This window comes from Pseudonocardia sp. (genome assembly GCF_035305885.1).
Taxonomy (GTDB): domain Bacteria; phylum Actinomycetota; class Actinomycetes; order Mycobacteriales; family Pseudonocardiaceae; genus Pseudonocardia.
The window spans coordinates 1-12,110 of sequence record NZ_DATGOP010000046.1 but is presented as its reverse complement, the minus strand read 5'-3'; the positions used below and the strand labels follow the sequence as shown (position 1 = coordinate 12,110).

Annotated in this window: 15 protein-coding genes; 5 read left to right on the top strand and 10 right to left on the bottom strand. The window is 75.4% G+C overall.

Going from position 1 to position 12,110, the window contains the following annotated elements; all coding sequences use genetic code 11:
* The 3 genes from VKZ81_RS08525 to VKZ81_RS08515 all read right to left on the bottom strand — a co-directional run.
* Positions 1 to 822: ABC transporter permease (locus tag VKZ81_RS08525; protein ID WP_324240904.1), on the bottom strand; the 822-nt coding region annotated here is incomplete at its 3' end.
* Positions 819 to 1,787 carry an ATP-binding cassette domain-containing protein gene (locus VKZ81_RS08520; protein ID WP_324240903.1) on the bottom strand — a complete coding sequence of 323 codons (969 nt, stop codon included), beginning with the start codon at positions 1,785 to 1,787 and terminating at the stop codon, positions 819 to 821. The genes VKZ81_RS08525 and VKZ81_RS08520, both read right to left, overlap by 4 nt.
* Before the next feature lie 95 nt (positions 1,788 to 1,882).
* Complete coding sequence (locus VKZ81_RS08515) at positions 1,883 to 2,485, bottom strand: PadR family transcriptional regulator (protein ID WP_324240902.1); 603 nt, start codon at positions 2,483 to 2,485, stop codon at positions 1,883 to 1,885.
* A gap of 188 nt (positions 2,486 to 2,673) precedes the next feature.
* Between VKZ81_RS08515 and VKZ81_RS08510 the strand changes: the two genes are divergently transcribed.
* Positions 2,674 to 3,285, top strand: a complete 612-nt coding sequence (locus VKZ81_RS08510; RefSeq protein WP_324240901.1) for a DUF4232 domain-containing protein — start codon at positions 2,674 to 2,676, stop codon at positions 3,283 to 3,285.
* Here VKZ81_RS08510 and VKZ81_RS08505 read toward each other — a convergent pair.
* A complete protein-coding gene (locus tag VKZ81_RS08505; protein WP_324240900.1) occupies positions 3,282 to 4,181 on the bottom strand; it encodes a TIGR03564 family F420-dependent LLM class oxidoreductase in 900 nt (299 codons plus the stop codon). The genes VKZ81_RS08510 and VKZ81_RS08505 overlap by 4 nt on opposite strands.
* 95 nt (positions 4,182 to 4,276) lie before the next feature.
* Here VKZ81_RS08505 and VKZ81_RS08500 point away from each other — a divergent pair, with 95 nt between their 5' ends.
* Positions 4,277 to 5,143 carry a LysR family transcriptional regulator gene (locus VKZ81_RS08500; RefSeq protein ID WP_324240899.1) on the top strand — a complete coding sequence of 289 codons (867 nt, stop codon included), beginning with the start codon at positions 4,277 to 4,279 and terminating at the stop codon, positions 5,141 to 5,143.
* 18 nt (positions 5,144 to 5,161) lie between these two features.
* Positions 5,162 to 5,995, top strand: a complete 834-nt coding sequence (locus VKZ81_RS08495) for an alpha/beta fold hydrolase (RefSeq protein WP_324240898.1) — start codon at positions 5,162 to 5,164, stop codon at positions 5,993 to 5,995.
* Here the strand turns inward: VKZ81_RS08495 and VKZ81_RS08490 are convergent.
* The 4 genes from VKZ81_RS08490 to VKZ81_RS08475 all read right to left on the bottom strand — a co-directional run bounded on the left by VKZ81_RS08490 (position 5,992) and on the right by VKZ81_RS08475 (position 9,475).
* Positions 5,992 to 6,999 carry a sigma-70 family RNA polymerase sigma factor gene (locus VKZ81_RS08490; protein ID WP_324240897.1) on the bottom strand — a complete coding sequence of 336 codons (1,008 nt, stop codon included), beginning with the start codon at positions 6,997 to 6,999 and terminating at the stop codon, positions 5,992 to 5,994. The genes VKZ81_RS08495 and VKZ81_RS08490 overlap by 4 nt on opposite strands.
* 93 nt (positions 7,000 to 7,092) lie before the next feature.
* Positions 7,093 to 8,292 (bottom strand): CynX/NimT family MFS transporter, encoded by a 1,200-nt coding sequence (locus VKZ81_RS08485; protein ID WP_324240896.1) that lies wholly within the window; start codon positions 8,290 to 8,292, stop codon positions 7,093 to 7,095.
* Positions 8,289 to 8,972: a FadR/GntR family transcriptional regulator gene (locus VKZ81_RS08480; protein WP_324240895.1), complete on the bottom strand. Its 684-nt coding sequence runs from the start codon at positions 8,970 to 8,972 to the stop codon at positions 8,289 to 8,291. The genes VKZ81_RS08485 and VKZ81_RS08480 overlap by 4 nt, the downstream gene beginning before the upstream one ends.
* Positions 8,973 to 9,010: 38 nt before the next feature.
* The gene (locus tag VKZ81_RS08475) at positions 9,011 to 9,475 is read right to left on the bottom strand and encodes a MarR family winged helix-turn-helix transcriptional regulator (RefSeq protein WP_324240894.1); all 465 of its coding nucleotides are present in this window, start codon (positions 9,473 to 9,475) and stop codon (positions 9,011 to 9,013) included.
* 28 nt (positions 9,476 to 9,503) lie between these two features.
* On the opposite strand from VKZ81_RS08475, the gene VKZ81_RS08470 reads away from it, so the two are divergent.
* Positions 9,504 to 9,977, top strand: a complete 474-nt coding sequence (locus VKZ81_RS08470) for a cupin domain-containing protein (protein ID WP_324240893.1) — start codon at positions 9,504 to 9,506, stop codon at positions 9,975 to 9,977.
* Between the two features lie 7 nt (positions 9,978 to 9,984).
* Here the strand turns inward: VKZ81_RS08470 and VKZ81_RS08465 are convergent, their stop codons facing one another.
* Positions 9,985 to 10,821: a bifunctional helix-turn-helix transcriptional regulator/GNAT family N-acetyltransferase gene (locus VKZ81_RS08465; protein ID WP_324240892.1), complete on the bottom strand. Its 837-nt coding sequence runs from the start codon at positions 10,819 to 10,821 to the stop codon at positions 9,985 to 9,987.
* A gap of 120 nt (positions 10,822 to 10,941) precedes the next feature.
* Here VKZ81_RS08465 and VKZ81_RS08460 point away from each other — a divergent pair, with 120 nt between their 5' ends.
* Positions 10,942 to 11,130 (top strand): hypothetical protein, encoded by a 189-nt coding sequence (locus VKZ81_RS08460; protein ID WP_324240891.1) that lies wholly within the window; start codon positions 10,942 to 10,944, stop codon positions 11,128 to 11,130.
* Between the two features lie 4 nt (positions 11,131 to 11,134).
* On the opposite strand, the gene VKZ81_RS08455 is transcribed toward VKZ81_RS08460, so the two are convergent.
* Positions 11,135 to 11,953, bottom strand: coding sequence for an LLM class flavin-dependent oxidoreductase (locus VKZ81_RS08455; protein WP_324240890.1), 819 nt, complete (start codon positions 11,951 to 11,953; stop codon positions 11,135 to 11,137).
* Positions 11,954 to 12,110: the final 157 nt, after the last annotated feature.

Genomic DNA, 12,110 nt, shown 5'->3' with positions numbered 1-12,110 from the left:
CTTGCGAGCGGTCATCGGCTCATCTCCCGGTAGCGGTGGACGGACAGCGGCCCGAAGACCGCGATGATCAGAAGCGGCCAGGCGACGGCCACGAGGACGGCGTGCTGCTCGACCCACGAGCCGCCGCCCCAGCCGGGGTTGCCGAACAGCTCCCGGGCGGCCGCGGCGGTCGCCCGGGAGCGGGTTCCACTCCGCGAGCGTCGCGACCACGGCCGGCATGGCCGCGGGAGAGACGAACACCCCGGACAGGAACGCCACCGGGAACTCCAGGGCCTGCGCCGCGGTCACCGGGCCGGTGCCCCGGGCGATCAGGCCCAGGTAGATGCCCACCCACAGCAGCGCGAACCGCAGCAGCAGGAGCACCCCGACGGCGGCCGCGACCTCGAGCGGCCCTGCGCTGGGACGCCAGCCGATCGCGAGCCCGGCGAGCAGGAGCACGACCAGCCCGATCGCGGAGATGGCGAGGTCGGCCAGGGCCCGCCCGGCGAGCACGGCCGCGCCCGCCATCGGCAGCGAGCGCAGCCGGTCGGTGATGCCGCGCTGGGCGTCGGTGACCACCGCGACCATGGTGGAGCCGACGCCCGACAGCATCGTCATGGTCGCCATGCCGGGCACCAGGAGCTGGCGGTAGTCGCCGCCCGGGACGACCACCATCCCGCCCAGCAGGTACACGAAGATCACGAGGATCAGGATCGGGAACCCGACGGTGAGCACGACCTGCTCGGGCTGGTGCGCGAGGTGGGCCAGGTAGCGGCGGGCGAGGGTGCCGGAGTCGGTCACCGCCCACCGCAGCCGCGACCCGGGCGCGGGGAGCACGGTCACGCCGCCACCCCCTCGCGCTCGGTCAGCCGCAGGAACACCTCGTCGAGGGTCGGGCGGCGCACCAGGAGGTCCTCGGCGTCGATCCGCTCGTGCTGCAGCCCTCGGACGAGGGCTGTGAGCGCCTCCATGCGGTCGCGCACGGGTGCGCTCACCCGCCGCGTGGCCTCGTCCACCTCGGCCGCGGCCCCGGCCACCCGCTCGACGAGCGCGGCCGCGCGCGGCAGGTCGGCGCCGTGGCGGGCCACGAGCTCGATCCGGTCCCCGCCGATGCGCGAGCGCAGCTCGTCCGGCGTGCCCTCGGCGACCACCCGGCCGCCCCCGCCGCCGGGCGCCGCCAGCACCGAGATCCGGTCGGCGAGCTGGTCGGCCTCGTCGAGGTACTGCGTGGTCAGCAGCACCGTGGTGCCCTCGGCGACGAGCGCGCGCACCGCCTGCCAGACCTCGGCGCGGGCGCGCGGGTCGAGCCCGGTGGTCGGCTCGTCGAGGAACAGCACCGCCGGCGCGAGGATCATGCCGACGGCGAGGTCGAGCCGCCTGCGCATCCCACCGGAGTAGGCGCCGACCGGCCTGCGGCCGGTATCGGCGAGGCCGAACCGCTCCAGCAGCTCCTCGGCCCGCCGGGCGGCGTCGGCCCGCGACAGGTGGTGCAGCCTGCCGAACATCACGAGGTTGCTGCGCCCGTCGAGGACCTCGTCGACCGCGGCGTGCTGGCCGACGAGCCCGATCCGCCTGCGGACGTCGGCGGCCTGCGTGACCACGTCGAACCCGTCGATCGCGGCGCGCCCGCCGTCGGCGCGCAACAACGTGGCGAGGATGCGGACCGCCGTGGTCTTGCCGGCCCCGTTCGGCCCGAGCAGCCCGTGCACCGTGCCCGCGGGCACGGCCAGGTCGAACCCGTCGAGCGCCGGCCGGTCCGCTGCCCGGTAGCGCTTGCGCAGCCCTTCGGCGCGCACCGCGGTCGTCATGTCCCTCCGGATACTCAAGTTTGAACCCCCGGCGGGGAGGATGCCCCACGAGGGAGGGGTTATGCAAATTTGAATCGGGAGGTTCCCGGCGGGCGTTACGCGTCGCGCGGCGGGTGCGGCGGGAACTTCAGCGACTCCCAGCTGCCCGGCCTGCCCGGCGACCCCGGCTCGCCCGCCATCGGGTAGGCGCCGGCCTCGAGGCGCGCGATCAGCCCGCGGGTCCACTCGGCGCCGCCCGCGGCCTGGTGCTCCCACAGCCCGAACAGCTCGCGGACGTGCGGCGGCTCGACCAGCGCGTCGATCTGCGCCCGCGCCTTGTCGCGCGCCTCCTCCAGCGCGGCGAGGCGCTGCTTCAACAGCGCGATCGCCTCCTCGCGGGGGAGGGAGGGCAGCATCGCGAGCGCGGCGCCGAGGAAGTCGGGCCGCGGCTGCGGGCGGCGCAGCGCCTCGCGCAGCAGCTTCATGTACTCGGCCTCACCGCGTTCGGTGAGCTCGTACTCGGTGCGCCCGGCGACCTCGTTGGAGGCGTGCAGCAGGCCGCGCTCGGTGAGCATGTGCAGGGCGTGGTAGATCGAGCCCCACTTCACGTTCGCCCACTCGCCTGCGCCCCACGACAGCAGGTCGGTGCCGATCCGGTACCCGTGGGCACGCCCGTACCCGCGCACCACCCCCAGGACCAGCAAGCGCGTCGCCGACATCGACGAGGAGCCTAGCGGCGGCGCCCCGCCGACTTCAGGAAAGCCACATTCCTGAAGCTGCACGTCAGGAAGGTGGCTTTCCTGCAACCCGGGTCACCCGATCGGTGCTGCGGCGCAACGGGCCGCCGCGTGGCGCGTCCTGTCGGGTAGGCGGTGCGGGGGAGCGCCGCCGGGATCGGGGGAACCGCATGACCTGGACGAGGACGGTGCTCGCCACCGCGCTGACGTGCGCCGCGCTCGCGGCCGTACCCGCCTGTGGTGCGGCGCAGCCGACGCCGACGCCCGCCGTACCACCACCGGCCGCGACCGCCGAGCCGACGCCGACCCCGGCGGCCGCCGGGACGCGAGCCGTCCGGCCGGCCCAGCGGACCGCGCCCGGCCTGCCCCGCTGCACCACGGCCGAGCTCGCGGTCACCTTCGGCGAGGGCGGCGCCGCGGCCGGCTCGACGTACCGGCCGCTGATCTTCACCAACACCGGGTCGCGGACCTGCGAGCTGCGCGGGTTCCCCGGCGTCTCCTACGTGGCCGGCGACGACGGCCACCAGGTCGGGCCGGCCGCGGCGATGGCGGGGGAGCGGGGCGGCCAGGTGCCCATCCCGCCGGGCGGCACCGCGCAGGCGCAGCTCCAGCTGGCAGGCGTGCAGAACTTCTCGCCCGAGGACTGCCACCCCGTGCCGGTGCGCGGCCTGCGCGTCTACCCGCCGGGCGACACGGCCGCGCTGTTCGTCCCGATGGAGGGCACGGGGTGCAGCACGCAGCCGCCGGGCAACCAGCTGTCGGTCCAGACGATCACACCCTAGAGCGAGCGGGCGAGGTCGGCGAAGAACGCGATCGTGCGCTGTTGCTCCGCGGCCGGGCCGACGGGGCACAGCTGCAGCTCGGTGGCGCCGGCGTCGGCGAAGCGCCGCACGGCCTTCTCGAGCTCGGCCTCGTCGCCGGCGAGGATCGCCTCCTCCGGCCCGGACAGGCCCGCCCGGTCGAGCGAGCGCCGGTAGCTCGGCAGCTCGCCCGCCATGCCGAACGTCTCCGCGACGCGGGCGCGGGCGCCGTCCGGGTCGTCGGTCAGCACCGCGATCACGCTGACCACCACCTGCGGGTCCGGCCGCCCGGCGGCGGCCGCGCGCACCGCGGGGACCACGTGCTCGGCGAGGCCGCGGGCGCTCGTCCACGTCGTGATCACCCCGTCGGCCTTCTCCCCGGCCAGCCGCAGCAGGCGCGGGCCGTGCGCGGCGATCAGCAGCGGCGGCGCGGGGGTGGCGGGGACGCCGACCCCGCCGACCGCGGTGAGCGTCTCGCCCTGGACGTCCACCGCCTCGCCGCGCAGCGCTGCGGACAGGACGCCGGCGTACTCCTCGACGTGCTGTCCCGGCCGGGTCCAGCGGTAGCCGTACCGGCCCTCGACGATCGGCTGGTGGCTCGGCCCGATCCCCAGCGTGAGCCGGCCCTGCACCGCGGCCTGCGCGGTGAGCGCCTCGGCCGCGAGCGCGAGCGGGTGTCGCGGCCAGGTGACGACGACCGCGGTGCCGAGCCCGATCCGCGGGGCCCGGTCGCCGATCGCAGCGATGAGCGTCAGCGGGTCCCAGCCGGTCCGCTGCCCGACCCACGCGCGGGTGAAGCCGCGCCGTTCCGCGTCGACGACGGCGTCCACCACCGCGGGCAGCGGCCGCTCCTCGTCGATCCACATCCCGATCTGCATGCGACCAGTCCAGCCACGGCCCGATCGCCGATCAAGGAGCGATCGCCCCGCGCAGCGATAAGGACACGTGATGGATCGGGTGGTAGAGAGGACCGGTGGAGGTTCGCCAGCTGCGGTACTTCGTCGCCGTCGCCGAGGAGCTGCACTTCGGGCGGGCGGCCGAGCGCCTGCACGTCGCGCAGCCCGCGGTCAGCCAGCAGGTCAGCAGGCTGGAGCGCGAGCTGGGGGTGCGGCTGCTCGAGCGGACGTCGCGGCGGGTGGTGCTCACCAGCGACGGCGTCCGGCTGCTCGACGAGGCGCGGGCCGCGCTGGCCGCGGTGGACCGCGTGCGCGCGGTCGCTGCGGAGCTGTCCGCCGGGCGCGCGGCCGTCCTGCGCGTCGGCACCACCCCCGGGCTCGGCCCGCGGCTCGTGCGGGCCGCCGAGAAGTGGCGGGCGAACGTCCCCGACCTGCAGATCGAGCTGGTGGACGGCACGGTCGCCGAGCACGTCGCGGCGCTGCGGGCGGGCGAGCTGAACATCGCGCTGGTGCGCGGGAGGGTGGCCGCCGCGGCCGACCTGCAGGCGGTGGAGGTGTGGCGCGAGCCGCTGCGGGTGCTGCTCCCGGCCGCGCACCCGGCGGCCGCGGGCCCCGCGGTCCCCGTGTCGGCCCTCGCCGAGCTGACCCTCCGCCTGCCCGACCGCGCGGCCGACCCGGCCCTGCACGACGCCCTGCTCGCCGCCTGCGCCGCCGCCGGCATCGTCGCGACCGCCGGTCGCCCGGTGCGCTCCCTCGAGGACGCCGCCGTGGAGATCGCGATGAGCAGCCAGGACGCCACGGTCGTGTGCGGGTGCGCCGGCGAGCCGGTACCCGGAGCCGTCGTGCGGCCGCTCGCCCCGAGCATCGAGGTCCCCGGGGTGCTGCTCACCCCGCCGACCGCCGGGCCGGACTGCCTGGACGTGCTCGTCGGGGCGCTTGCGTGACCCCGCTACGGTGGCGCGATGGTGATCACCCGGGACCTGCGCCTCGCAGACGGGCGTGACCTGTGCGTCCACGACACCGGCGACGGCGACGTGACGCTCGTCTGGCACCACGGCACGCCGCAGACCGGGGCGCTGTACGAGCCGCTGCTCGGCCTGGCCCGGGAGCGCGGGATCCGGCTCGTGTCCTACGCCCGCCCCGGCTACGGCGGGTCCACGCCGCGCCCCGGCCGCACCGTCGGCTCCGCGGGCGATGACCTCGCCGAGGTGGCCGATGTGCTGTGCCTCGACCGGTTCGCCGTGATGGGCTCCTCCAGCGGCGGCTCCCACGCGCTGGCGTGCGCGGCGCTGCTTCCCGACCGTGTGACCGGCGTGGTGTGCTTCGCCGCGCTCGCCCCCTTCACCGGCGACGACGCCTGGTTCGACGGCATGCGCGACGACGGCGCCCTGCGCGCGGCGGTCGCGGGCCGCGCCGCCCAGGCCCGCTACGGCGAGCAGTACGGGTTCGACCCCGCTTGCTTCACCGAGTCCGACATCGCCGCCCTCGCCGGGACGTGGGTGGCGATGGGCGTGGACGCGGGCACCGCCGGCCGCGCGGGCCCCGACGGCCAGATCGACGACGACGTCGCGCTCGTGACCGACTGGGGCGCCGACCTGGCGGCCGTGGAGGCGCCGGTGCTGCTCGTGCACGGCGAGCAGGACCGCGTGGTGCCGGTGGCCCACGCGCTGCAGCTGACCCGCTGCCTCGGGCAGTCGGAGCTGTGGCTGCGCCCCGACGACGGGCACATCTCGGTGCTGGAGGCCTGCCCGCAGGCCATGGACTGGCTGCTCGCGGTGCTGCCCGGCTCGGGCTAGGCCGTGACTGGCCGGCCCTCCCGGTCGAGCCGCAGCGGGAGACCCCACATCGGGAACAGCGTCTCCACGTCGAGGAAGGACGTGTAGCCCGAGATGCGGTCGCCCCTGATCGCGAGCACCTGCAGCGCCCAGGCGTAGTAGCCGTCGCCATCGGGCTCGGGCCGCCACTGCGCGAAGCCCGGCATGCCGTTGGCCGTGATCGGCTGCAGCTTCGAGCCCCGGCACGGCGCCCCCGGGCCGATCCACCACTTCTGGATCTCCTCGGGCCCCTGCAGCCAGATGTCGTACGGCGGCATGTTGAGGATGGCGTCCTCGTGCAGGAGGTTGACCAGCGCCGCGACGTCGTAGCGCTCGAACGCCTCGGCGTAGCGGTCGAGCAGCTGCTGGTGGTCGGCGTCGAGGTCGCCGTCGAGGGCCTTGCCGTTGGCCGGCACGGCCTGCTCCTGCTCGGCGAGCGTGGCCCGGGCCCGCTGCAGCGCGCTGTTGACCGACGCCACCGTGGTACCCAGCAGCTCGGCCACCTCGGACGCCTTCCACTGCAGCACCTCGCGCAGGATCAGCACGGCCCGCTGCTTGGCGGGCAGGTGCTGCAGGGCGGCGACGAACGCCAGCCGCACCGACTCCTTGGCCACCGCGAGCTCGGCGGGGTCGGACGTGGTGGGCAGCACCCGCGCGTCGGGGATCGGCTCCAGCCACGCGATCTCCGGCTTGGGCACCGGGCGGGGGCCGTCGGTCGACGCGGCCTCGCCGAAGTCCATCGGCGTGGCCCGGCGCTGGCGGCTCTCCAGCATCGTCAGGCACACGTTCGTGGCGATCTTGTACAGCCACGAGCGGACCGACGAACGCCCCTCGAACCGGTCGAACGAGCGCCACGCGCGGACCATGGTGTCCTGCACGGCGTCCTCGGCGTCCGCCGACGAACCGAGCATCCGGTAGCAGTAGGCGGTGAGCTCGACGCGGTACTGCTCCCAGGTCTCGGGCGGGGCATCAGCGGCGACGGTCATCGGGTCCCCCTTCTTCGCGCGACGAAGCCTAGAGGTGGTGGCCGACAAAACCGAGCGCGGACGCCGGAACGGCGAGAAAACGGCCCGGCCGGCTCAGCCGCGGCGCACGTACCGGTCCCGGCCGGCGAGCGCCCCCGCCGTGCCCTGCACGGCGAGCAGCAGGAGCAGCACCACGAGCGGGACGGACCAGCCACCGGTCAGGTCGCGCAGCGCGCCCACCGCGAACGGTCCGACGGCCGCGAGGACGTAGCCGACGCTCTGCGCCATGCCCGACAGCTGGGCGGCGTGGGCGGCGTCCGGCGCCCGCAGCGCGACCAGGGTCAGCGCCAGGCCCAGCGCGGCGCTCTGCGCGAAGCCCATCAACAGCACGGCGGGTAGCTCGACGCCGAACGGCGCGAGCACCCCCAGCAGCCCGACCGCGGCCATGACCGTGAGCCAGACGGCGAGCCCGCGCTGGCGCGGCCCGCGGGTGGCGAGCATCGGGGTGAGCGTCGCGCCCGCGATCCCGGACACCGTGGACAGCGACAGCAGGAAGCCCGCGGCCACCGGGTCGAAGCCGCGTTCGACGAGCATCGCGGGCAGCCACCCGGTGACCGCGAAGTAGCTGAGCGACTGCAGGCCCATGTAGAGGGTGACCTGCCAGGCGATCGCGTCGCGCCACAGCCCGCCGACCCGGACCCCGCCGACGCGGACCGGCCGGCCGGCCCGGCGGACGTGCGGCAGCCAGCACACCAACGCGAGCAGCGCGAACAGCGCCCACGAGGCCAGCGCGCCCGCCCAGCCCAGCCCGGCCGCGTGCGCGATCGGCACCGTCACCCCGGCGGCGAGGGCGCCGCCGGCGGCGATCGCCATCGTGTAGAGACCGGTCATCATGCCGGTGCGGTGGGCGAAGTCGCGCTTGATCAGGCTGGGCAGCAGCACGTTGCCGATCGCGATCGCCGAGCCCAGCAGCACGGTGCCCGCGAACAGCGCCCACAGCGGACCGGCCGACCGCACCGCGAACCCGACGAGCAGCAGCACCAGCGAGCCCAGCAGCGCCCGCTCGATGCCGAGCCGCCTGGCGAGCGGCGGGGCCGCCGGTGCGATCAGGCCGAAGCAGAGCACAGGGAGGGCCGTGAGCACGCCCGCCGCGGTCGCCGAGAGGCCTTCGGCGGCCTGGATCTCCGACAGGAGCGGGGCCACCCCCACGACCGCGGGGCGCAGGTTCGCCGCGACCAGGACGATCGCGAGACCCAGCCACCAGGCCGACGCGGCCGCGGAGCGCGCGGGTCGCGGAGCAGCTTCGACGTTCACGAGCTGCGGTCCATGATCGCCCGGGCCGCGTCGAGGTAGCGCTCCGCCGCGCCGCGCGCCGCGTCCGGGTCGCCCGCCGCGATCGCGGCGGCGAGCTCCTCGTGACCGGGGAACGCCCCCGGGTCGTCGTCGTGCGCGTCGATCTCGGTGACGGTGCGCTGCAGCGCCTCCGTGAGCCCGGCGTACAGGTCGATGAGGACCGGGTTCCCGGTGGCGGCGACGACGGCCTTGTGGAAGGCGACGTCGGCCGCGGCGAACGCCTCCCGGTCCGGCCCCTCGCACGCAGCGCGCCGAGCGGCGAGCGCAGCCTGGATGGCGGCCACGTCGTCGTCGGTGCGGTTCAGCGCGGCGGCGACGGCCGCGTCCCGCTCCAGGCTCGCCCGCACGGCGAGCACGTGGTCGGCGCTGCTGCGCCGCGCGCGGCGCAGGAGGGCGGCCCCGAGGTCGCTGCTGGCGCGCACGTACGTGCCGTCGCCCCGCCGCGGCTCCAGAACGCCGGCGTGCTCGAGGGCGCGTACCGCTTCCCGGATGGTGTTGCGCCCCACGCCCAGCGCCGCGACGAGCTCGGGTTCCGGGGGGATCTTCGTCCCGACCGGCCACTCGCCGGAGGCGATGAGCGCCTCGAACTGGGCGACCACCTCGTCGCACAGGCGGCCGGGCCGCACTGCCGTCAGTCCCACGCAAAGAACCTAACATCCCATGTTTGCGGAGCCGGCCGTCAGTTCCGCGAGGGGAAAGTGCGGCGGATCGCCTCGAGGTCGGCGCGCAGGTCGCGCACCCGCTCCGCGCCGAGGACCTGGGCGACCTCGCGCTCGATCTCGGGGACGAGCCCCTGCGCGAAGGCGATCACGTCGTGCCCGCGCTCGGTGGGGACGACGAGCTTCGCGCGGCGATCGGTCGGGTCGGGCACGCGCCGGACGTACCCGTGCGCCTCCAGGTGTGCCACCAGCTCGGCCATGGCCTGCTTGGTCATCTGTGCGCGCTCGGCGAGCAGGCTGACCGTGGTGCCCGTGTCGTCCAGGTGTTGGAAGACGGCGGCGTGCGCGGGTCGCACCTCGGTGAACCCGTGCCCGGCGAGCCGGGTGAGCACGCGGTCGTTGAGCGCCACGAACGCCTCGCGCATGAGGACCGCGAGGTTCGCGGGCCGCTCCTGCCCGCCGAGCTGCGGCAGACGCCTTGACATAGACAGGCCTCCTGTCCATTCTTCCAACATGGACATGCTACCTGTCTATTCTGTCGATCGAGCCGCGCCCGAGTGCATCCGCACCGGCACCGACGAGGTCACCATCCTCGCCACGAGCGCCCAGACCGGGGGAGCGCTGTTCGCCGTGCAGGTCCGAATGCCGCCCGGAGGCGGCCCGCCCGTGATGCACCGGCACGACCCGGGCGAGGTCTACCTCGTGCAGGAGGGCGAGTTCACCTTCTACATCGGGGGAGCCGACGATCCCGACCGGTGCCGGGTCGTCGCGACGGCGGGCGACGTCGTCCCGCTCGCCGGCCGCACCCCGCACACGATCCGCAACGAGTCGACCGAGGACGCCGTCGCGTTCGTCGTGCACGCGCCCGGCCGGCCGATGGAGGGGTTCGTGCGCGCGGTCGCCGCGCTCGACGGGGAACCGGGGATGGAGGACGTGCTCGCCGTGGCCGCGCGGAACGGGATCGAGCTGCTGGGCCCCGTCCCGTGACCGCACCTCACCAGCGGAACGTCCACCCGTCCCGGTCGGCCTCGAACCCCGCCCGGGCGAGCACCCGCGCCGCGGCCGAGCCGTCGGGCACCCGCGCGGTGATGCGGTCGAACCCGGCCGTGCGGGCCGACCGCACGCACTCGGCCACCAGCCGGGACCCGATGCCGGTGCGCCGCACCGACGGTTCCACCGACAACAGCGCCAGCCGGGCGGCGTTCCCGTCGGCCAGGCAGAGCGCGCACCCGGCCGGCTCGCCGTCGACCTCGGCGATCCACGCCGCCTCCCGCGGGTCGGCGCGGGAGGCGAAGTCGGCCACCGTGCGGGCCGCCTCCGCCTCCCTGTCCCGGTGCCGGGAGATGATCCAACCCAGCTCGCCGGGCGCCGGGCCGCGCAGGACGATGGTGCGGGGGAGCGGGGTGCCGTCGAGCGCCGCGCGGATCCACTCCATCGCGCCGACCAGCTTGTGCCTGCCGTGCTCGTCGAGCGGATCGAGGAGGCGCTCGATCGCGCGAGCCTGCGCGTGGTCGAGGCGGGCGAAGGCCGCGCGGCCCTGCTCGGTGAGCCGCACGACCTGGCGGCGGCCGTCGTCGGGAGCGGTCTCGCGCACCACCAGCCCGTCCGCGGCGAACCGGCGGAGGATGCGACTCAGGTAGCCCGCGTCGATCCCCAGCAGATGGCGCAGGTCGGACACGCTCGTCTCGGCCCGTTCGGCGAGCTCGAACAGCACCCGGGCCTCCGTGAGCGAGTAGGGCGTGCCCAGCAGGCCCGCCTCGAGCGCACCGATCACCCGTGTGTAGAAGCGGTTGAACGCGCGCACGCGCGCGACCACGCCCGCCTCGGACATCCAGCTCCCCCCACTGGTTGACAGCGACCACGGAACCGTTGACTCTGTCAAACAGTAGTGGGCCAAAGAGCAGTGGGTCGAACACCGGTGGGCCGGACACCGGTGGAGGGAGAGGGTGCGGTGCTGCGGGCCATCGACCTCGAAGCCGTCCTCCTCGTCGTCGCGCTCGTGCTCGTCCTGATGGGCCTCGCACCCGTCGCCCCCGAGGGCCGACCCCGGGTGCGGCTGCGCGAGCGGATCGCGCGGCAGATCCGCCGGTGGGACTCCTACGTCTTCCACGACCCGCGGATCTGGTACCCGCGCGACTGATGCCTCACCGGCCGGCGAGCAGCTCCACGACCGGCGCGAACTCCTCCGGGTACAGCGCGTTGACGGTGACGTAGGAGAAGCCGAGCGCGTCCCGGCGCCGCTGGATCTCGTCGGCCATCTGCCGGGGCGTGCCGCGCAGCAGGTACATCGAGTCGGCCTCGACCAGGGCGCCGTGGTCGTCGCCGACCAGGGGGACGAGCCGCTGCGGGATGACCTCGCCCACGACGAGCACGTTCATGCAGTACTCGACGTCGCGCCCGCCCGCCGCCTGCTCGACGTCGCCGATCATCCCCTCGACCTCGCCCCGGCCGGCGTACGGGCCGTGCGCGAAGGTGACGACGTCGGCGAGCTCGCCCGCGAGGGCGCGCGACCGCGGACCACCCGCGGCGATCATCACCGGCGTGCGGGTCGTCGTCTCGAGCGCGCGCAGGTGCGCCACGGTGCGCCGCACCAGGTCCAGCCGCTGCCCGGGCGTGGTCTCGGGCATGCCGATCTCCTCGACCGCCGCCCGGTTCACCCACCGGTTCCCGGTCCCGATGCCCAGCTCGAACCGGTCGTCGGTCAGCACGGCGAGGCTGTGCGCCTCCCACGCCGCGGTGCGCGGTGGGCGCACGGTGCTCGCCAGCACGAACGTCCCCACGCGCAGCGTCGAGGTCACGGCCGCCGCCACCGCCACGGCGGGCAGCGGCGCGAGCAGCTGCAGTCCGTCGGGCATCAGCAACGTCGAGTAGCCGAGCTCCTCGGCGCGGCGGGCGACCGCGCGCCACCGCTCGCCGGTGTACTCGGGCTCCGCGACCACCCCGAAGCGGAATCGACGATCCACGACCTAGTTCCCTCCCGCGTTCCTCGTGAGCACCTCGTCGAGTTGGGAGAAGGCGGCGCCCGCCGCGGCCGGCGCGAGCTGCACGCCCTTGACGACCGCGATCACCAGCTCCACCGCCTGCCGCGGGTCCACGCCCGGCGCCCACTCGCCGCGCGCC